The organism is Williamsia muralis NBRC 105860 (assembly GCF_001598915.1).
Classification (GTDB): Bacteria; Actinomycetota; Actinomycetes; order Mycobacteriales; family Mycobacteriaceae; genus Williamsia; species Williamsia muralis.
On record NZ_BDAP01000003.1, the window covers coordinates 23552 to 44469 of the forward strand.

Annotated in this window: 17 protein-coding genes; 12 read left to right on the plus strand and 5 right to left on the minus strand. The window is 64.2% G+C overall.

The window, feature by feature from the left end:
- The first annotated feature begins 140 nt into the window (after nucleotides 1–140).
- From WIMU1_RS12160 to WIMU1_RS12175, 4 genes are all read left to right on the plus strand, one after another.
- A complete protein-coding gene (locus WIMU1_RS12160) occupies nucleotides 141–584 on the plus strand; it encodes a single-stranded DNA-binding protein (protein ID WP_062798492.1) in 444 nt (147 codons plus the stop codon).
- 156 nt (nucleotides 585–740) lie between these two features.
- Nucleotides 741–2414 (plus strand): energy-dependent translational throttle protein EttA, encoded by a 1674-nt coding sequence (gene ettA / locus WIMU1_RS12165; protein ID WP_030163760.1) that lies wholly within the window; start codon nucleotides 741–743, stop codon nucleotides 2412–2414.
- Nucleotides 2415–2466: 52 nt separating this feature from the next.
- The gene (locus WIMU1_RS12170) at nucleotides 2467–7305 is read left to right on the plus strand and encodes an NAD-glutamate dehydrogenase (protein ID WP_062797680.1); all 4839 of its coding nucleotides are present in this window, start codon (nucleotides 2467–2469) and stop codon (nucleotides 7303–7305) included.
- On the plus strand, nucleotides 7305–7997 hold the full coding sequence (locus tag WIMU1_RS12175) for a DUF8185 domain-containing protein (RefSeq protein ID WP_062797682.1): 693 nt from the start codon (nucleotides 7305–7307) through the stop codon (nucleotides 7995–7997). Before WIMU1_RS12170 ends, WIMU1_RS12175 begins: the two co-directional genes overlap by 1 nt.
- Nucleotides 7998–8012: 15 nt before the next feature.
- Here the strand turns inward: WIMU1_RS12175 and WIMU1_RS12180 are convergent, their stop codons facing one another.
- Together WIMU1_RS12180 and WIMU1_RS12185 are read right to left on the minus strand one after the other, a co-directional pair.
- A complete protein-coding gene (locus WIMU1_RS12180; protein WP_062798494.1) occupies nucleotides 8013–9596 on the minus strand; it encodes a glycoside hydrolase family 13 protein in 1584 nt (527 codons plus the stop codon).
- Nucleotides 9597–9725: 129 nt separating this feature from the next.
- On the minus strand, nucleotides 9726–10178 hold the full coding sequence (locus WIMU1_RS12185; protein WP_051721101.1) for a globin: 453 nt from the start codon (nucleotides 10176–10178) through the stop codon (nucleotides 9726–9728).
- A 154-nt stretch (nucleotides 10179–10332) separates the two neighbouring features.
- Here WIMU1_RS12185 and WIMU1_RS12190 point away from each other — a divergent pair, with 154 nt between their 5' ends.
- The 3 genes from WIMU1_RS12190 (at nucleotide 10333) to WIMU1_RS12200 (ending at nucleotide 11809) form a co-directional block, all read left to right on the plus strand.
- Nucleotides 10333–11004 (plus strand): HNH endonuclease, encoded by a 672-nt coding sequence (locus WIMU1_RS12190; protein ID WP_030163752.1) that lies wholly within the window; start codon nucleotides 10333–10335, stop codon nucleotides 11002–11004.
- 93 nt (nucleotides 11005–11097) lie between these two features.
- Nucleotides 11098–11349 carry an aa3-type cytochrome oxidase subunit CtaJ gene (gene ctaJ / locus WIMU1_RS12195; protein WP_023960425.1) on the plus strand — a complete coding sequence of 84 codons (252 nt, stop codon included), beginning with the start codon at nucleotides 11098–11100 and terminating at the stop codon, nucleotides 11347–11349.
- The gene (locus WIMU1_RS12200; RefSeq protein WP_030163749.1) at nucleotides 11336–11809 is read left to right on the plus strand and encodes a DUF5130 family protein; all 474 of its coding nucleotides are present in this window, start codon (nucleotides 11336–11338) and stop codon (nucleotides 11807–11809) included. Before ctaJ ends, WIMU1_RS12200 begins: the two co-directional genes overlap by 14 nt.
- A 73-nt stretch (nucleotides 11810–11882) precedes the next feature.
- On the opposite strand, the gene pepN is transcribed toward WIMU1_RS12200, so the two are convergent.
- Nucleotides 11883–14450 (minus strand): aminopeptidase N, encoded by a 2568-nt coding sequence (gene pepN / locus WIMU1_RS12205; protein ID WP_062797684.1) that lies wholly within the window; start codon nucleotides 14448–14450, stop codon nucleotides 11883–11885.
- 169 nt (nucleotides 14451–14619) lie between these two features.
- Here pepN and WIMU1_RS12210 point away from each other — a divergent pair, with 169 nt between their 5' ends.
- On the plus strand, nucleotides 14620–15231 hold the full coding sequence (locus tag WIMU1_RS12210; protein ID WP_062797686.1) for a mycothiol-dependent nitroreductase Rv2466c family protein: 612 nt from the start codon (nucleotides 14620–14622) through the stop codon (nucleotides 15229–15231).
- On the opposite strand, the gene WIMU1_RS12215 is transcribed toward WIMU1_RS12210, so the two are convergent.
- The gene (locus WIMU1_RS12215; RefSeq protein ID WP_062797688.1) at nucleotides 15219–16265 is read right to left on the minus strand and encodes a M48 family metallopeptidase; all 1047 of its coding nucleotides are present in this window, start codon (nucleotides 16263–16265) and stop codon (nucleotides 15219–15221) included. The two genes, WIMU1_RS12210 and WIMU1_RS12215, sit on opposite strands and share 13 nt — an antisense overlap.
- 88 nt (nucleotides 16266–16353) lie before the next feature.
- On the opposite strand from WIMU1_RS12215, the gene WIMU1_RS12220 reads away from it, so the two are divergent.
- From WIMU1_RS12220 to sthA, 4 genes are all read left to right on the plus strand, one after another.
- On the plus strand, nucleotides 16354–16827 hold the full coding sequence (locus WIMU1_RS12220) for a ribose-5-phosphate isomerase (protein WP_062798496.1): 474 nt from the start codon (nucleotides 16354–16356) through the stop codon (nucleotides 16825–16827).
- A gap of 15 nt (nucleotides 16828–16842) precedes the next feature.
- Nucleotides 16843–17640 (plus strand): Fpg/Nei family DNA glycosylase, encoded by a 798-nt coding sequence (locus WIMU1_RS12225; protein ID WP_062797690.1) that lies wholly within the window; start codon nucleotides 16843–16845, stop codon nucleotides 17638–17640.
- 64 nt (nucleotides 17641–17704) lie between these two features.
- Nucleotides 17705–18553: a PE-PPE domain-containing protein gene (locus WIMU1_RS12230; protein WP_120802752.1), complete on the plus strand. Its 849-nt coding sequence runs from the start codon at nucleotides 17705–17707 to the stop codon at nucleotides 18551–18553.
- Between the two features lie 105 nt (nucleotides 18554–18658).
- A complete protein-coding gene (sthA, locus tag WIMU1_RS12235) occupies nucleotides 18659–20095 on the plus strand; it encodes a Si-specific NAD(P)(+) transhydrogenase (RefSeq protein ID WP_062797691.1) in 1437 nt (478 codons plus the stop codon).
- 67 nt (nucleotides 20096–20162) lie between these two features.
- On the opposite strand, the gene WIMU1_RS12240 is transcribed toward sthA, so the two are convergent.
- Nucleotides 20163–20840, minus strand: a complete 678-nt coding sequence (locus tag WIMU1_RS12240; RefSeq protein ID WP_062797693.1) for a L,D-transpeptidase — start codon at nucleotides 20838–20840, stop codon at nucleotides 20163–20165.
- Nucleotides 20841–20918 lie beyond the last annotated feature (78 nt).

Sequence of the window (20918 nt, forward strand, 5' to 3'; positions counted from 1 at the left end):
GTTTTTTGCGCCGGTTGTCCACAGCACTGAAATGGTCCACAGGTAGGTGCTCGAGACCCACTGACGTGTCCGCTCGATGGCACATGCTGAACCCACAGAGATCCGCGCCGTTCTTCGGCGCACATCATGAGGGGGAGAACATGTACGAGACCTACACCACCGTGATCGGGACCGCGATCACGAACCCACGTCGCCGACAGACCGCGGCCGGCGAAGATGTGCTGTCGTTCCGGATGGTGTGCAACCCCAGACGCGTTGACAAACGAAGTGGCGAATGGGTGGACGGGCCCGCGTTGTACCTGACTGTCAGTTGCTGGCGCCGACTGATCGACGGGGTCGCGCCGGTGGTCGCCAAAGGCCGGCCGATCATCGCGCACGGTCAGCTCAAGACAAATGAATACGTGTCAGAAAACGGCGAACGGCGGTCAGACCTGGAAATGACCGCAACGGCGGTCGGGCTCGACCTGACCCGCTGCCGGGTCGCGTACGAGGGATCGTCAAGGGTGACGAGATCCACCGATGCGCCCCAGACCGGGGTTACCGCGCCGACAACAGGCGATTCGGGCGAGGCGGCTGCGGCTTGAGCTGCCTCGGTGCCGCGCAGACGCCGAGAAGGGTCGCCGCGACCGACCGGAGATCACCGACCCACTACGCTGGTGATGTTGCGGACGGCCTTCTCGGCGGCCGACCGGCGAGAAACCGCGGTGGACACCTGCGAGCACAGTGAGAGAGGCCAGAGCGTGCCAGAATTTATCTACACAATGAAGAAGGTGCGTAAAGCGCACGGCGACAAGGTGATTCTCGATGACGTCACCATGTCCTTCTACCCAGGCGCCAAGATCGGTGTGGTCGGGCCCAACGGCGCCGGCAAGTCGTCGATCCTGAAGATCATGGCGGGCATCGATCAACCGTCCAATGGCGAGGCGTTCCTCGATCCCAATGCGACGGTCGGCATCCTCATGCAGGAGCCCAAGCTCAACGAAGAGAAGACGGTTCGGCAGAACGTCGAAGAAGGCATGGGCCTGATCAAGGAGCAGCTCGACCGCTTCAACGAGATCGCCGAGCTCATGGCCACCGACTACTCCGACGAGCTCATGGAAGAAATGGGCAAGCTGCAGGAGGCGCTCGACCACGGCGATGCGTGGGACCTCGACTCCCAGCTCGAGCAGGCGATGGACGCACTGCGGTGCCCGCCGGCCGACGAGCCGGTCACCCATCTGTCCGGTGGTGAGCGTCGCCGCGTCGCGCTGTGCAAGCTGCTGCTGCAAAAACCCGACCTGCTGCTCCTCGACGAGCCGACCAACCACCTCGACGCAGAGAGTGTGCTCTGGCTCGAGCAGTACCTGGCGGCGTACCACGGCGCCGTCTTGGCCGTCACCCACGACCGCTACTTCCTCGATCACGTTGCGCAGTGGATCTGCGAGGTCGACCGCGGCAAGCTGCACCCCTACGAGGGCAACTACTCCACCTACCTGGAGAAGAAGGCCGAGCGTCTCGAGGTCCAAGGCAAGAAGGACCAAAAGCTCCAACGCCGCCTCAAGGAGGAACTCGCCTGGGTGCGGTCGGGCTCCAAGGCGCGCCAGACCAAGAACAAGGCCCGTCTCGGCCGTTACGAAGAGATGGCTGCCGAGGCCGACAAGATGCGCAAGCTCGACTTCGAAGAGATCCAGATCCCGACCCCGCCGCGCCTCGGTGACGTGGTGGTCGAGGTCAAGAACCTCGACAAGGGCTTCGACGGCCGCGTGCTGATCAAGGACCTGTCGTTCACGCTGCCGCGCAACGGAATCGTCGGCGTCATCGGCCCCAACGGTGTTGGTAAGACAACTCTGTTCAAGACGATCGTCGGACTCGAAGAACCCGATTCCGGCATCGTGAAGGTCGGCGAGACGGTCAAACTGAGCTACGTCGACCAGAACCGCTCGAACATCGACCCGAAGAAGAACGTGTGGGAGGTCGTGTCCGAAGGACAGGATTTCATCACCGTCGGCCAGAACGAGATGCCCTCGCGCGCCTACGTCAGTGCATTCGGCTTCAAGGGTCCTGATCAGCAGAAGAAGGCAGAAGTGCTCTCCGGTGGTGAGCGCAACCGTCTGAACCTGGCCCTGACTCTCAAAGAGGGCGGCAACCTGATCCTGCTCGACGAGCCCACGAACGACCTTGACGTGGAGACGCTCGGTTCGCTGGAAAACGCACTCGAGCTGTTCCCGGGTTGTGCAGTGGTCATCTCGCACGACCGGTGGTTCCTCGACCGCACCTGTACCCACATCCTGGCCTGGGAAGGCAACGTCGAAGAAGGCAAGTGGTTCTGGTTCGAAGGCAACTTCGAGGCCTACGAGGCGAACAAGATCGAGCGCCTCGGCGCGGACGCGGCCCGACCGCATTCGGTCACCCACCGAAAGTTGACGCGCGACTAGAGTTGTTTCATCGCCCACCGCGGTATCCGCAGAACTCCGAGAGTGACGGCTCATGACCGGATCAACGAAAACGGACCTGGCGGATTCGCGGGGCGACGATTCCTCGGGAGCGATCAAAGCGCTTCTGCCGCAGGCTGTGGCCCCCTATTTCCACGGGCCGGGCAGTGTCGACGAGACCACGTGGGATGAGCTGGGGCCGGAGCAACGGTCCCAGCTCAGCGCCCACGTGACCATCGCCTACACGCGCGCGGACGGCGTTGCGGTCACCGACGTCGCGTTCGACGGCAGCGCGGTGTCGGTGTCGATGGTCACCGATGACATGCCGTTGCTGGTCGAATCGGTGGTCGCAGCACTCGAGGCCTCAGGACTGATGGTGGTCCGCATCGACCATCCGATCATGCTCGTCGTCCGCGACGACAGCGGCGAGCTGCGAGAGATAGTCGATTCCGACAAGCCCAGCGACACGGTCCGAACCGGCCAGCAGGTCGAATCGTGGATCCATGTCGATGCCGTTCCACGGGTGTCGCCCATCGACATCGATGTGGTGAGAACCGAACTCGACACCGTGATCGCCCGCATCGCCGATGTGCACGACGACCGCGCGCCGATGCTCGATCTGCTGACCGGGCTGGCCGACACCTACTCGTCCTATCTGACGACAACCCTTCCCGACGGGCTCGACCGGGGTGCGGGAGAAGATTTCGCGCGTCTGTTGCGGTGGTTGGCGGAGAACAACTTCACCCCGTTCGGTTACCTGCATTGCGACGGGGCGGGGCCCGATCGCACGCCGCTCCGATCCTCGGGCCTCGGCGTATGGCGCACCGCAGAGGTCGAGCACAAGGCGACCCACGGGGCGGGTGCAGTCACCGTTCAGCAGCTGTACCTCCCGACGCGCATCCAGCGATCCAACTTTCCGAGTTTGATCCAGATCGACGACTACGACGACAACGGCCACCGTGTCGGCGAGCACGTCTTCGTGGGCAGGTTCACGCCCACCGCATTGCACGAGAACATCTTCGACATCCCCGTGTTGGACACCAAGGTGGGTGAGGTCCTGGCGGCCGCCGAGGTCGAGGCCGAGTCGTACACCGGTATGGCGATGCTCGAACTCCTGCAGACGTTCCCGCGGTCAGAGCTGTTCTCCCTGCAGGCCGGCGAGCTCGCCCGAACACTCACCGAAGTGCTCGAGGCGGTCCCCAATCGCCAGCTTCGGGTGTTCCTGCGTCCGGACCCGGCTGGCGAGATCGTCTCTGCCCTGGTCTATCTGCCGAGAGACCGTTACACCACGCGGTTACGTGAGACATTGCAGAACGAGCTGCTGAGTGAGTTGGGCGGCGACGCACTGGAATACACGGCAAGGGTCAGCGAATCGCCCTTGGCTCTTCTGCATGTGGCGATGCGCATCTCTTCGTCCGCGTGCGCCGAGCTCGGGGATTTGGCCGTCGGATCACCGGGTCAGGTGGCCATCCAGGACAGACTCATCGCAGCTGCGCGAGGCTGGGATGAACGGCTGAGGCAGGTGGCGGCCAACAGCTCCGGAGTCGCCGGCCCGGAGGTGGTCGCGTTTTACGCTGCAACCCTTCCTGACAGTTACAAGGACATCCGGGCTCCGTCGGAGGCCTATACCGATATCGATGTGGTGCAGGGCCTCGACGACGGAGCGTTCGAGGTGCGGCTGCACCGTCCGGTCGGCGAAGACGCTGAATCCGCGGAAAAGAGCCCGGCGCAACAACATTGGCGGTTCGCCTTCTATCTGTGCGGCCGGTCGGCGACTCTGACCGAGGTGTTGCCCGTGCTGCACAGCCTCGGCGTCAACGTTCTCGACGAACGGCCGTATGAACTACGACGCCCTGATGGCCAGACGTGCCACATCTACGAGTTCAGTCTCTCGCTCGCCGAGGGTATGGCGGTCGACGAACAGACCACCGACGACGTCGAACATCGGTTCACCGACGCATTCGCACAGATCTGGCGCGGCGATGCCGAGGTGGACGACTTCAACGAACTCGTGTTCCGCTGCGGCCTGACCTGGCGTGAAGCGGCAGTGTTGCGTGCCTACTCCAAATATTTGCGTCAGTGCGGTTCGTCCTACAGCAACAATCACGTGGCGTCGGTTCTGGGCGCACACCCCGCGATCACCAAGGCGCTCGTCGAGTTGTTCGCGGCGTCGTTCGATCCCGACACAGCTGACGATGACCGGCGGTCAGAGGTGCTCGACAGTCTGTCGGCCGACGTCGGGTCGATCATCAGCCTCGACGTCGATCGCATCATCAGTGCCTACATCTCGGTGATCTCGGCGACCGTGCGTACCAATTACTACGTCGCCGCTGAACATGGTTCTACGCGGAACGTCCTCGCTTTCAAATTGCGTCCCAGAGACATTCCGCAGACGCCGGAACCACGTCCGCTGTATGAGATCTACGTCTACTCGCCCCGGGTGGAGGGCGTCCACCTGAGATTCGGGTCGGTGGCTCGCGGCGGATTGCGTTGGTCGGATCGGCGTGAGGACTTCCGTACCGAGATCCTCGGGTTGGTCAAGGCGCAGGCAGTGAAGAACGCGGTCATCGTGCCGGTTGGTTCCAAAGGTGGATTCGTGGTCAAGCGGCCGCCGTTACCAACGGGGGATTCCACCGCGGATCGGGATGCCTACCGCGCAGAAGGAGTGGAGTGCTACCGCCACTTCATCTCAGGACTGCTCGACCTCACCGACAACATCGACCAGAAATCGGGGGACGTCACCGCGCCCACCCGGGTGGTACGCCGCGACGATGACGATCCCTACCTCGTGGTCGCCGCGGACAAGGGCACCGCCACGTTCTCCGACATCGCCAACGATGTTGCGGGGCAATACGGATTCTGGCTCGGGGACGCGTTCGCCTCCGGCGGTTCGGCCGGATATGACCACAAGGCGATGGGCATCACGGCCAGAGGCGCCTGGGAGGCGGTCAAACGTCACTTCCGAGAGATGGGCGTCGACACCCAGACCGAGGACTTCACGGTGGTGGGCATCGGCGACATGAGCGGCGATGTCTTCGGTAACGGCATGTTGCTGTCAGAGCACATTCGATTGACCGCGGCGTTCGACCACCGTCACATCTTCATCGATCCCGACCCCGATGCGGCGAAGTCGTTCGCCGAACGGCAGCGTTTGTTCGAACTGCCGCGTTCGTCGTGGGCCGATTACAACACCGAGTTGATCAGCGAAGGTGGCGGCGTGTGGTCGCGCGACCGCAAGTCCATCAATATCAGCCCTCAGATCGCGAGGGCCCTGGGAGTGCCCGAAGACGTCTCGACGCTCTCGCCCCCGGAACTGATCCGCGCCATCCTGCTCGCTCCCGCCGATCTGCTGTGGAACGGCGGTATCGGAACGTATGTGAAGGCGAGCACCCAGTCGCATGAAGCGGTGGGCGACAAGGCGAACGACGCGATCCGCGTGGACGGGAACGAGCTGCGCGTCAAGGTCGTCGGCGAGGGCGGCAACCTCGGAGTCACCGAACTGGGCCGTATCGAGTTCGATCTGAGCGGTGGACGCATCAACACCGATGCGATGGACAATTCGGCCGGCGTCGATTGCTCTGATCACGAGGTGAACATCAAGATCCTGCTCGACTCCCAGGTGTCGGCCGGTGAATTGGCTGCTGAGGATCGAAACCCGTTGCTGGAGTCCATGACCGAAGAAGTCGGCGACCTCGTGCTGGCCGACAACGTGTCACAGAACGCCGAGCTGGGGACCAGTCGATCGCAGGCGGCCGAGTCGGCCGAGGTCTACGCGAGGTTGCTCAAGGAGCTCGCCGGCCGTGGGGTCAACCTGAAGCTCGAGGCCCTCCCTCGCCCGGCCGAGCTGATCAAGCGCGGTGAGTCCACCGGGCGTCATGGTCTGACGTCGCCGGAGCTTGCGACGTTGATGGCGCACGTGAAGTTGGCGCTCAAGTCCGACATGCTCGACGGTGACCTGCCGGACAATGACGTCTTCTCACCGCGTCTGATGACGTATTTCCCTGTGCCGCTGCGAGAGCGGTTCGCCGAAGGGATTGCCAACCACCCGCTGCGTCGCGAGATCGTCACGACGGCAGTGGTGAACGACCTCGTGGACAACGCGGGAATCACCCATGTGTTCCGTCTGTGTGAGGGGAGTGGATCCACGTCGCTCGATGTGGTGCGCTCATTTCAGGCGGTCACGCAGATATTCGGTTTGCACGGGTTGTGGCAGGACATCGCGTCGGCGCCCTGTTCTGTCCCGACCACCGACGCCATGATCACCTACGCGCGACGGCTGCTCTTTCGCGCGTCGCGCTGGATGATCGCGGGTCGGCCGCAACCTCTCGCGATGGCAGCCGAGGTGACGCGCTACGCCGCACTTGTCGCCGAACTGTCGCCCCAGTTGCCGGGTTGGCTTCGTGGCAGTTCCGCCGAGGGGGTCGAGCGTCGCGCCCAGCGCTTGCGCGATGACGGTGTGCCCGCCGAGATCGCCGAGGCCGTCGCCGTCAGCCTGCACCGGTTCTGCCTTCTCGACATCATCGACGCGGCCGAGATATCGGACCGAGAGCCTGCCGAGGTGGGGGAGTTGTACTTCGAGGTGATGGATCATCTCGGCGTCGAGGATCTGTTGACCGCGGTGTCCGATCTGGACCGCAAAGACCGCTGGCACTCGCTGGCCCGGCTGGCGTTGCGGGACGACCTGCACAGCACGCTGCGATCGCTCTGCCTGGTGATCCTGGACTCGGCCGAGCCCGACGAGTCACCTGCCGAAAAGATCGCCGACTGGGAACTCAGCAACTCCTCGCGCCTCGCCCGCGTGCGGACGACCCTGTCCGACATCGCCGAATTGGGCGAACTCGATCTCGCGACGCTGTCGGTGGCGGCTCGACAGCTCAGGAGTTCGATCCGCTGATGGCGACGTTGACACTGGCGGCCCGCGACCGCACCGATCTGGCCGTGTTCGCCGGCCGGGCTCTGCGCGCCGATGATGTCGCGGTTCTCCGCATCAAGAAGCGTCCCGATGGCCTGCTGGGAATCTGGGTGAACACCGGCTTCGATGTGCTGGCCACCCGGGTGGTCGCGGGATCCATCGAGGGTGACGACGTGGTCTGCGGCGCAACCGAATTGCGCACCGCGCTGAGGCGGGAGGCGGACAATCCGGAGACCGCGTCGGTCGACACCGGATTCCCTCTCGACAGTGCTTGGCGCGGTGCCCTGCCCGCCGTCGACGGATTCGTCCACGTCGATGACGTTCCGGCCCGGGTACTGATCCAGCTGTCGCGTACCGGGGCGGAGGTGGCCCGCACCCAAGGCAGCGGCCACGGACCGCCGACCTCACTGCTCGACCAGCAGGTGCTCGACGTGACAGGGGAGACGACAGAGGAGGTCGTCAACGTATCGATGCGGTCGATCTTTGCGCTGACGGCAATGGGTTTCGTGCGGCAGGCCGACAATCACGACGTCACCGAGACGTCGGACCTCGAACTCATCGACGCCGACGAAGTCGTCCGAGTGCGTTGCACCCCGGTGTGGGCACGACTCGACGCCCGATTCGGGTCGGTCTATCAGCGGCGCACGATGGCGTTTTCGCTCCAGGTCAACTGAGCCCGGCGGGTTGGCTCAGACCAGCCACGCCGCGGCGTTCGGTGGGAGCTTCCCGTCCACCAGGGGGCTGCTGCTGAGCAGCAGCTCTCCGGGTGGTAGTCCGATGGGGTCCGGCCCGGCGTTGAGAGCACACACCAGTTTGCCGAGCGAGCGGCGAAATGCCAGGCACCCGGGAGGTGCGCCGTACCATTCGATGCTCTCTCCGGCGAACTCCGGACGGGTCTTACGCAGCTCGATCGCGAGCCGGTAGAGCGACAGGGTCGACTCCAGATCTTCGAGTTGCGACTCGACGGTGAGGGTCGACCACTCCGGCGGGATCGGCAACCAGGTCTTGGTGTTGCTGGAGAACGCGAAGGGGGGTGTCTCCCCTTCCCAGGGCAGGGGAATTCGGCAGCCGTCTCGACCACGCTCGGTATGGCCGGAGCGTTCCCACACCGGATCCTGTAGTGCCTCGTCCGGCAGCTCGGCATTTGGCAATCCGAGTTCGGCGCCGTTGTAGATGAATGCCGCACCCGGCAAGGCCAGTTCGACGAGGATCATGGCGCGCGCGCGGTCGAGCCCGGCGCGTGGATCGGTGTCGTCGGCGTACCTGGTGACCTCGCGCTCCACATCATGGTTCGACAACGTCCAGGTGGGTGTGCCCGACACTGTTGCAACGGCTTCGAGGGAATGTTCGATGGCTTCGCGGATCTCCTCGGAATCGAAACCCACCTTTGCCAGGCGGAAGTTGAAGCCGAGGTGGAGCTCGTCAGGGCGCACGTATTCGGCGAATCGGGTGTTGTCCTTCACCCAGATCTCGCCGACGGTCATCGCATCGGGGTAGTCGTCGAGCACTTCGCGGATCCGGCGGTGGATGTCGTGCACACCGTCGTTGTTGAACCGCGGATCGTCGTCGTCGTTGGTGAGCAGGCCGAAAGCTTCGTGGTCCATGTCCGGGAGGCCGTCGGGTTTGGCCATGCCGTGTGCCACATCGATCCGGAATCCGTCCACTCCACGGTCGAGCCAGAACCGCAGCGTGCGCTCGAGATCGGCGAACACTTCTGGGTTGTCCCAGTTCAAGTCGGGTTGTTCGGGTGCGAACAGATGCAGATACCACTGTCCGGGCTCGCCGTCGCGTCCGGTGGTGCGTGTCCATGCCGGACCGCCGAAAACGCTTGGCCAGTTGTTGGGCGGCTCGTCGCCGTTCTCTCCCTTGCCGTCGCGGAAGATGTAGCGTTCGCGCGCCGGGCTCCCGGGCTCGGCGGAGAGGGCTTCGACGAACCAAGCGTGCTGGTCGCTGGTGTGATTGGGCACCAGATCCATGGTGATCTTGATGCCCCGCCCGTGTGCCTCGGCGATGAGCAGGTCGAGGGCTTCGAGACCGCCGAACAGCGGGTCGACATCGCGCGGATCGGACACGTCGTAGCCGTGGTCGGCCATCGGTGACTTCATGACGGGGCTCAGCCAGATGGCATCGATGCCCAGCAGTTCGAGGTAGCCGAGCTTGTCGATGACACCGGCCAGATCGCCGACGCCGTCTCCGTTGTTGTCCGAGAACGAGCGCGGATAGATCTGGTAGAAAACCGCGTTCTGCCACCACAGTGGATAGTCCGACTGCACATGCTGCTGAACCTGGTGTGGCGCACCGGTTTCAGCGGCTGAAAGATCGTTCTTCTCGTCACTCACCCGCATCATCTTGCCTCACGATCGTTGTTTGCCCGCGATCACGGGGCCGCTCCGCGAGCCAGGTCAGATAGGTGTATTCACCATGGATTGAGCCGCCATCTCCATGTATTCGGTGAGCGCCTGCCGGTGAGGCGGGTCGAGCCGGGTGGAGTCGATGGAGGCGATGGCTGTGTGCATGCATCTGAGCCAGGCGTCCCGTTCGAGGGGGCCGACACGGAAGGGGTTGTGTCGCATCCGCAGCCGGGGATGCCCGCGCTCGTCGGAGTAGGTGCGGGGCCCGCCCCAGTATTGGATGAGGAACATGCGCATTCGGCGTTCTGCCGGGCCCAGATCTTCCTCGGGGTACAGCGGCCGGAGGATCTCGTCGGCTGCCACTTCCCGATAGAAGCGCGCCACGAGGTCGACGAACGTCTGCTCGCCGCCCACCGCGTCGTAGAACGTGCGGACCGGCTCCGTCTGCGTGGAACCGGCGTCGCCGGCCGGGTCCGTCTGCGATGAATCAGTCACGGGAACCATTGTTCCAGAGCCGGGCCCACACGCGCATATCCCGCGATACGCAGAGTTCACGCAAAAGACCAGCTGCAGCTGGTCTTATTGTCGTGCATTTCTGCCATATCCGTGTTGAACTGAATCGTTCCCATCGAGGTCGGTTGGTTGGCCGGGAGGTTAGATGTCGCGTACGAAGTCGCAGCGGGAAAAGGTCCACGCGGGGTCTGAACGCGTGCCCCATCACCCCGGTAACTCGTCTGTGACCACCTTGACGCCGGGGTCTCGCGGCACCTCGGTGGACGCCATCGGCGGGCCGCCTGCGCGGATGAACACACGGTGGGGAAAACACCGGGTACTCCTTCTCAACGCCACCTACGAACCCCTCGCGGCGATCTCGATACGCAGGGCGATAGTCCTGGTGCTGCGCGAACGGGCCGACGTCATCCACGAGGATGGTGCCGGCCCTCTCATTCATTCGGCAGAAATGGCGCTCGCGGTGCCGTCTGTGATCCGGCTCCGCAACTACGTGCGGGTGCCGTACCGGGCGGTGGTCCCGATGACCAGAGCAGCATTGATGCAGCGCGATCGATCCCGCTGCGGCTATTGCGGCGGTAAGGCGGACACGATCGACCACGTCGTCCCCCGGAGCCGCGGGGGCACCCACACGTGGGACAACTGCGTCGCGTGCTGCGCCTCCTGTAACCACAAGAAGGCGGATCGGCTGCTCGGCGAACTCGGTTGGACGCTCAAGGCAACACTGAGCGCACCCAAGGGGCGCCATTGGCGTCTTCTCGCCACCGTCAAGGACTTCGACCCCGCGTGGTCGCGGTACCTCGACTCGGGTGCTGCGTAAGAGTCCGACGCGCCACTGCGACCTCGGCGAGGCGTCCGGGAGCGGCGTCCGCTAAGTTCTCAGATGAAAGACGACTGCTGAAGGGCGGATGTGGTGGAAGACCTGATTGTGGCGATCGGTTTACCGGTCGTCATCCTCACTATTATCTCGGTTGTGCTGGTGGTCGGTGCGATGACCCTCACTTTTGGCGTCAAGTACCCGAAGGTGCAGCCCTACACGATCGACCAGAAGTGGGAGCACGAACCGCTGCTGTTCAGCGCCACCGACGTCACACCGGTTGCGCCCGGCTACCACGGGCATGGACATGACGATCTGATCGGAGGCTCGGCAAGTGGCAAGTGGTGAAATCGTAAGGGCGAACATCGACCCTGACACCCTCCCCATGGGTGCCACGGTGACCGGTAGCGGGCGCGTCTCGGCTGCCCGGTTCCCCGGCGCCGCACCGGCCACGCCGCCGTTTCGGCGTGACGAACTGGTTGCGCTCGACGATGCATTGTCGGACGCCACGGATCGGACGGGCATCCGCTTCTCGATCTACATCGGTGACCTCGGACCGGACGCGTTCGCAGGCGCCTCGGCGGTGCTGCCGAGCGTGCCCGAACCCGAACACGCAGCGTTGATCGCGGTCTCGCCGAACACCAAGGACGTTGTGGTCATCTCCGGTCGGGAAGTTGCTCCGCGGCTCAACGACCGGGTGGCTCAGCTGGGCGTGACAGCCGCCATCGCCGGTATCCGCGCGGGCGATCTCGTCGACGGACTGATCTCGGCGGTCCGAGTCATCGCTTCGGCGGTCACCATCCGCTGATCTGATACCTACACAAGGGCGGGGCAACCACTGTGGTTGCCCCGCCCTTGTGTGTCTGGCCTGTGTGACCGTCTCAGCTCTTGTCGAACTCCCGTGCGCGCAGGGCCCGGGCCACGGTGTCACGGCCTTCGGAGATCAGTCGACGCAGGGCCGGGGGATGGTCGGCGGACAGCAGCTCGTCGGCCAGTGCCAACCCGTTCTCGTCGGCGGCCCAGTTCGGGTACAGACCGACAACCACCGTCTGGGCTACCTCACTGGAGCGTCGCTGCCACACCTGCGGGACCGCCTCGAAGTACTTCTGGGTGTACGGCGCAAGCAACTCGCCCTGCCCCGGACGCACGAAGCCGGCGATCACGGACCGACCCAGAGTGTTCGAGAGGGTGTCGTCCTCGACCGCCTTGGACCAGGCGTCGGCCTTTGCCTCGGCGAGGGGACGGGCTGCCAGGGCCTTGGCAGCCTGCCGGCCGCCTGCCGAGGTGTTGTCTCGTTCGAGTTCTGCATCGATGACAGGTGTCGTCGACGGATCGGTGTCGATGGCACCGGCGGTCGCCAGGGCGTTCACGATCGACCAGCGCAGGTCGGTGTCGACGGTGAGACCGGGTAGCCCTTGATCGGCGGGGTCCGAGTCGAGGAGCGCCTGCACGATCTCCGCCTGTCCGGGACCCAGGACGCCAGAGAGCAGCGTGTTGACGAAGGCCAATTGATGGTCCGAGCCCGGTTCGGCAGCGCGCGCGAGTTCCAGCAGCCGCGCGCTGAAACCTGGCCAGCCTTCCGACTTCGCCCAGTGCGGGTCCGCGTAGGCGTCGATCGCGGTCTGCGCCTGCAACAGTACTCGTTGCACCACACCGATTTCGATCTCCGAGCCGATACCCTCCTGGACCAGGGCCACGAACTCGCGTGCTCGCATCTCCGCCTGGCGAGTCATCTCCCACGCTGCCGACCAGACAAGCGTGCGCGGCATCGATTCACTGATGTCGCCCAATCGGCTGGTGGCCGTGGCCAGTGAGTCGGGATCCAGCCGCACCGAGCAGTACGTGAGGTCGTCGTCGTTGAGCAGGATCAGTCGGCCGCGATCAACGCCGATGAGGTCGTCGACCGCCGTGCGGCCACCCTCGACATCGAGTTCCACTCGCTTGGTCCGGACCAGCTTTCCGTCGACGTCGTCGTAGATGCCGACGGCCAGTCGGTGCGTGCGGGTCTCGCCGGCGCCCGGCGCGGCGCCATCCTGGATGATCTCGAAGCGGGTGAATGCGCCGGCATCGTCGAGGTCGAAGTCGGGCCGCATCACGTTGATGCCGGTGGTCTTCAACCACTGCGATCCCCAGTCGGAAAGGTCACGGCCAGAAGACTTCTCGAGTGCCCCGAGAAGATCGCCGAACGTCGCGTTCCCGAACTTGTGAGCCTGGAAGTAGTCGCGGAGACCGGCGAGGAAGTGGTCGAGGCCGACGTACGCGACAAGCTGCTTGAGTACCGAAGCGCCTTTGGCGTAGGTGATTCCGTCGAAGTTCACCTCGACGGCGGCGATGTCGGGGATGTCGGCTGCCACCGGGTGTGTCGACGGCAACTGATCCTGTCGATACGCCCAGGACTTCTCGACGTTGGCGAACGTGGTCCAGGCGTTCTTGTACTCGGTGGCCTCGGACTGGCACAGCACCGAAGCGAATGTCGCGAACGATTCGTTGAGCCACAAGTCATCCCACCACTGCATGGTGACGAGGTCGCCGAACCACATGTGGGCCATCTCGTGCAGCACGGTCTCGGCGCGCCGCTCGTACAGATACTTCGTGACCTTCGAACGAAAGACATAGTCCTCGAGGAACGTGACCGCGCCCGCATTCTCCATCGCGCCCGCATTGAACTCGGGAACGAAGAGCTGGTCATACTTGCCGAACGCGTAAGGAATGCCGAAGTTCTTGTGATAGAACTCGAATCCTTGTTTGGTCTCGGTGAACAGTCGCTCGGAATCCATGAACTCGGCCAGCGACGATCGGCAGAAGATCCCGAGGTCGATGGTGCCGTGCTCATCGGTGTACGAGTCGGTCCACTGCGCGTAGGGACCCGCGATGAGAGCCACCAAGTATGTGCTCAGCAGGGGCGTCGTGGCGAAAGTGTGCTTGCCGGGCGCAGTCTCGGTTCCCGCGCCGTTAGAGATCACCTTCCAGTCCGCGGGCGCGGTCACCGTCACGTCGAACGTTGCCTTCATGTCCGGCTGATCGAAGCACGCGAACATGCGTTTGGCGTCGGCCGTCTCGAACTGTGAGTAGAGGTATACGGAGTCGTCGGTGGGGTCGACGAATCGGTGCAAACCCTCACCGGTGTGTGAATAGACACAGTCGGCGACGACCTCAAGTGTATTCTGTTCCGCCAGTTGAGCAAGCGCCAGCCCGTCCTCTTCGGTGTAGGCCGACAGGTCCACCGGCTCCCCGTTGAGCGTGGCGCTGTGCACCTTCTCGGCGATGAGGTCGACAAATGACGACGACCCGGGTTCGGCCGAGAATGCGATGGTGACCGATGAACGGAACGTCTTCTCGCCCGGTTTGCCCGATCCGTCCGTGAGGTCGAGGTCGATCGCGTAGTTGGAGACCGAGATGTTCGCCGAGCGCTCGCTCGCAAGATCACGGGTCAAGTTTGGTGCCGCCACGTTGCCTCGCCTTTCCGATTGCCATTTGTGTACTCACCCACCGTATGGCCTGTCCGTGCGGGGGCGCGCGACCACGGGCGGGAATGCAAGCGGACACCGGTTGTTGTCACCTTCAGGTGGTTAATCTGCTGACGAACCGACTGTCCCCGGATGAAGGAGTGATCTGCGCATGACCGACTCGACTGATCGTGTTGATTTCTGGTTCGACCCGTTGTGCCCCTGGTGCTGGATCACCTCGCGCTGGATCCTCGAGGTGGAGAAGGTTCGCACCATCGAGACCAGTTTTCACATCATGAGTCTGGCGGTGCTGAACGAGGGCAAGGACATTCCCGATGAGTACCGCGAGGGGCTCAAACAGGCGTGGCGTCCCGTTCGAGTGATCGCCGCGGCGCAGGCCGAGCGCGGCGACGAGATCCTGGCGCCGCTGTACACCGCCATGGGGACACTCATCCACAACAAGGGCAACAAAGACTTTGACTCGGTGATCGCCGAATCGCTGGCCGAGGTGGGTCTTCCCGCGGAATTGGCGGCGGCCGCCGACGAGACGACCTTCGACGACGCGATCCGTAAGAGTCATCACGCCGGCATGGACAAGGTGGGAGACGACGTGGGAACGCCGACGATCCACATCAACGATGTCGCCTTCTTCGGCCCGGTACTCTCGCGGATCCCACGCGGGGAAGATGCGGGCAGGGTGTGGGACGGTGCGGTAGCGCTCTCGAGCTACCCGCACTTCTTCGAACTCAAGCGCAGCAGGAACGAAGACCCTCAGTTCGACTGAGGCGCAGGTCCCTCCTGGCGGGGCTGTTGGTCGATGTCGTCCTTCGGGAGGCCGGCCGGCGGCCCCGCCGGTGTGTGGAACGGGGGATACCCCGGGGGACCTTGCACCACGGGAGGGTGAGGTCCGGGTGGTGGCAGCATCTGCACATGTCCGCTGCCGATGCCCCGGACGAGATGTTTCGGACGAAAGAACATCCGGCCGGGCGCGGTCCGGTTACGCAGGGCGGCGGCGCGCCAGGTCAGCACGGGATGGCTGGAGCGCAGGTTTGTCAGCCAGGTGAAAAACCCTTTCTCGTGGGTCGCCCGGTCGGCGAACTCATCGAAGTCCACCGAGGTCAACATGTACTTGCCCGCGGCGAGCACGCCGATTGCGCCTGGCGAACCCGACGGCTGGTTGTAGTACCCGTGGTTGTCGGCCGTGTACTCCATCGATCTCGACAGGGCCTGCCCGAGAATCGGGATGTTCATCCCCACGATCGACCCGAGTTGACGCCAGTAGGACACGTGGCCTGCGGCGATGTGCCCGACCTCGTGGCCGATGATGAAGCGCAGCGACTCGGGGCTGCGGGCCTGACCGCCGATCTCGAAAAGATCTGAGTACACCACCACGAAGCGCCGGAAACCATGACCGGACGCGTAGGCGTTGATGGTTCCGTTGCCGAGGACCACGTAGGCGTCGGGTACGTGTTCGAGCCCGAAACGGCGCGCGGCCTCGACCACCATCTGGTACCCCTCCGGGAACTGGGTGGGGCTCATCTTCACTCCGTTGACCCGCGGCATCGCGTACGTGAGGCCGCGGATCAAATACAGCAACAGCGGCGCGACGAGGATCAGGATGAACCAGGTGTCGAGCGAACCGCTGGCCACGAGCACGACACCGATCACGTATGCGCCCACACCGATGACGAGGACGAGGACCAGCATCGGGATCTCCCACGGATGGCGCCGCGGCTGACCGGCATATGGCGCGGGCGCCAGCCAGTGGGTGACGGGCTGCGGCGGCGCCGGAAACTGCGGTGGATACACGAGACCAATCTAGGGGAATGCGGCTCATGCAATGGTGACCGTGAACGATCTGTGGTCGGGCACAGATCCGGTGGTGGACTCTGACAGACTGTTCGCCATGCGCGTGTATCTAGGTGGCGACCATGCCGGCTTCGAACTCAAAGGCCAGATCTCTGAACACCTCACGTCCGGTGGGCACGAGGTGATCGACTGCGGGGCGCACGAATACGACGCCGTGGACGACTACCCGGCGTTCTGCGTGGAGGCCGCCCGCCGCACCGTCGCAGACGAGGGGAGCCTCGGCATCGTCCTCGGCGGCAGTGGCAACGGCGAGCAGATCGCGGCGAACAAGGTTCCCGGTGCCCGATGTGCGCTGGCCTGGAGCGTGGAGACCGCCCAGCTGGCGCGGCAGCACAACAACGCTCAGCTGATCGGCATCGGCGGCCGCATGCACAGCAAAGAAGAGGCCTTGGCGATCGTGGATGCTTTCGTCACCACGGAGTGGTCCGGCGAAGAACGTCATCAGCGTCGGATCGACATTCTCTCCGCATACGAGCGCACCGGCACCCCACCGGCCCTGCCTGCCGACTGACCGCAGGGTCGGGCCGTGCCGGAAGGGCATACGCTCCACCGTCTGGCGCGACTGCACCAGCGGAAGTTCGCCAGGCAGACGGTCACTGTCACCAGCCCGCAGGGCAGATTCGCCGCCGCAGCAGCCCGACTCGACGGCCAGGTGTTCTCCCGGGCAGAGGCTTGGGGCAAGCACCTGGTCCATCGGTACGCCGGTGGAGAACTGGTGCACATCCATCTCGGTCTGTACGGGTCGTTCTCCGACGGTCCCTCTCCGTTGCCGCCGCCGGTCGGCCAGGTCCGGATGCGGATGGAGACCGACGAGTACGGAACCGACCTTCGCGGGCCCACCGCCTGCGAGCTGTTCACGCCGGCCGATCTCGCTGCGCTGACGTCTCGGCTCGGACCGGACCCTCTGCGCAAAGATGCGGACCCGGAACAGGCATGGAACGCGATAGCGAAGTCACGCAAGCCAATTGGTGCACTGCTGATGGATCAGAAAGTGCTGGCCGGGGTTGGGAACGTCTACCGGGCCGAAGTGCTGTTCCGTGCATCGATCAACCCGTTCCGCGCTGGTAACGATGTGTCCCGCGACGAATGGGATGCGGTATGGGCGGACCTGGTGACCTTGATGACTGTGGGAGTCCGGCGAGGCAAGATCCACGTCATCCGGCCCGAAGACGATCACGGCGCACCGTCGTACGGTCCCGGCCGACCCCGGACGTATGTGTACCGCCGTACCGGTGAACCCTGCCGCATCTGCGGCACGCCGATCCTGATGACCGACATGGCCGCACGCAAGGTCTACTGGTGCCCGGTCTGCCAAGCCGACTGAGCGTCGCGGACCCGAATTGGTGTCGACACAGCAAGGCCTCAGGTTGACCCGGCACGATGGGGCGATGACCACTGTGACGATCCTGGCGGTCGGGGGTACGGGCGAGACCCATCGGAAGGACCCGCGTACGGCGGTGTCCGGAATGCTGGCCCAGGTGACAGATCGACTCGATGAGCGGTTCGACTGCCGGTGGGTCCGATACCCGGCCAGTTACGGACCCGTGCCCCGACGCAACGGGATCAGTTATCGGGAGAGTGTTGCTGCCGGTGTCGACAACTTACGCGCCGAAATGGCACGGGCATCCGGGCCGGTGATGCTGATCGGCTACTCGCAGGGTGCGGTGGTCATCCGACAGTTGCTGGCGACCACACACGCAGATGTGGCCGCTGTCGGTTTTGTCGCCGATCCGTATCAGCCGCCCGGCGTGGTCGCGGGCTGCGATGGTTTCGGGTTGGCCGGGCACGGGCCGGATCTGCCCGAGGGGCTGCCGGCGTTCTGGATCGGCCATCCGGGTGACGTGATCTGTAACGCAAGCGACGATTCGTTACTGCGCGACCTCGCCGATCTGACCGCTACGTTCTCGACGAGAGATGTACGGGGCTGGTTCGCCGGGTTGTGGCACATACTGCGCAGCAACAGCTTTCAGAACGCGGCGAGGACATCGCTGCATCCTCGACAGTGGCGGCGGGACCTCCGGCGACTGCGTGTGCTGGCAATCGAGTTGACCGGTTATCTTCCGACGCGGGTGCGTCTCGGGAGGCTGGTCATCGCCAATCGGCGAGGTGGACGCCACATCGCCTACGGGTTCGAGCCGTTCGATCCCGACGGGCTCACCGGGTGCGAGATGCTGAGTCGTTGGCTTCAGGCCCAGGCCACTTTATTGCCGGACACCGTTCGTCACGACGTCGCCTGACTGCCACCCGGGGACCCTCCGCCATAACAATTCACTCGTCTGAAATGTGCAGGGGTCCGAGGTGGGTGACACTGATCCCGACGTATCAACGCTGGGAGAAGTCACGTGGACCATTACGACCTTGTTGTCATCGGCTCCGGCCCGGCTGGGCAGAAGGCTGCCATTGCCGCCGCCAAACTCGGTAAGCGTGCGGCGGTGATCGAACGGCGCAACATGGTGGGCGGGGTGTGCATCAACACCGGCACCATCCCGTCGAAGACGTTGCGCGAAGCCGTCCTCTACCTCACCGGCCTGAACCAGCGTGAACTGTACGGCCAGTCGTATCGGCTGAAGACCGACATCACCGTAGGCGATCTGTCGGCCCGCACCGCCCACGTCGTCGGTAGGGAAATCGACGTCATCCAGAATCAGTTGTCGCGCAACAGGGTTGCGTTGTTGCTCGGTAGCGCGGCCTTCATCGGCCCGAACGAGATCGAGATCACCACCGGCGACGGCGACCACAAGAACGTGACGTTCGACCACGCCGTGATCGCAGTCGGTACCCGTCCCGCGCGTCCCGACACGGTCGAGTTCGACGGCGTCACCATCGTCGACTCCGACCAGATACTCGGGATGGACCGGGTCCCGACGTCCATGGTGGTGGTGGGCGCCGGGGTCATCGGCATCGAGTACGCGTCCATGTTCGCCGCGTTGGGCACCAAGGTCACCGTGGTGGAGCAGCGTTCGAGCATGCTGGACTTCTGTGACCGTGAGGTGGTCGAGGCCTTGCAGTACCAGATGCGTGACCGCGGCGTCACGTTCCGTTTCGGAGAGTCCGTGCAGATGGTCGAAAAGCACAAATCGGGCAGTGTGACCGTTCTGGCGTCGGGCAAGAAGATCCCGTCCGACACGGTGCTCTACTCGGCGGGACGTCAAGGTGTCACCGACGAACTCAACGTGGCCGCAGCGGGTCTCGAGGCCGACAAACGTGGCCGCTTGACGGTCGACGGCAGCTTCCGGACAACGGTGAGCCACATATACGCGGTGGGAGATGTGATCGGCTTCCCCGCACTTGCCGCGACCGCGATGGAACAGGGGCGGCGCGCAGCGTACGACGCGTTCGGGGAGCCGGTCGGCGAGACCGATTCATCAAAGCACCCGATCGGCATCTACTCGATCCCGGAGATCAGTTACGTCGGCAAGACCGAAGACCAACTGACCGCGGCGAACGTTCCGTTCGAGGTGGGCGTCGCCCGATACCGCGAACTCGCGCGCGGAACCATCATGGGCGATGCCTACGGGATGTTGAAGCTCCTCGTCGACGCCCAGGACCGAAGTATTTTGGGGGTGCACGTATTCGGTTCCAATGCAGCCGAATTGGTCCACATCGGCCAGACGGTCATGGGTTGTGGTGGCACCATCGACTACCTCGTCGACGCGGTCTTCAACTACCCGACCCTCGCCGAGGGATACAAGGTTGCCGCTCTGGATGCGGTGAACAAGATGCGGGCCATCGCGCGTGTCACCGGCGTCGGCAACGGGTACGAGCTGGGCGCGGAGTAGACGGCCGGGACAACAAAACCGGCGCCGAGATTGTTCTCGGCGCCGGTTTTGTCGGAATCAGAAAGGTCTAGCTGCCGGGGACGTACTGCCCGCCGATGGTGCCCTGCACCACGATCGGGGTGCCCTCGGGGAAGTTCTCGTACACGAACTGCGCATTTTCCGGGCTCAGGTTGATGCAGCCGTGGCTCACGTTGGTGTTGCCCTGCTGAGCGACCGACCATGGCGCGCCGTGGATGAAGATGCCGTCCCAGGACATGCGAATCGCCCACTCGACGTAGGTGCGGTAGCCGTTGGGGGAGTCGACCGGAACGCCGTACGTGGACGAGTCCATGTACATGTCCCGGTACTTCTCCTTGGTGTAGTAAGTGCCGTTCGGCGTCGGGTTCTCGTTCTTACCCATCGAGATCGGCATCTTGCGTACGACCTTGCCGTCGTGCCAGACGGTGAGTTCGTGCGTGGCGTCGTCGGCCAGGGCTACCCAACCGGTCTGGGTGGCGACCGGGGGAGCAGGCTCTGCAGGCGGCGCGGGCGCGGGTTCCGGGATCGGTTCCGGCGCGGGCGGCTGCGGAGCGGGAGTGTAGATGCCCGGAATGGTCGGCAGCGGCACGCCGGGCAGGCCCGGAATGGTCGGAGCCGGCTGCGCGAATGCGGTGGCCGGAATCATCAGCGCCATGACGATCACGCCTACAACGGCGGTCAGGAGGCGGATGACGCTGCGCCCGGAGGCAAACTTACTGGTCGACACTAGTTGGACCCTAACTTCGGCGACAGGCTTATACGCTCCCCGAAAGCGCGGATTAATAGTTGCACGCGTAGGACGGCC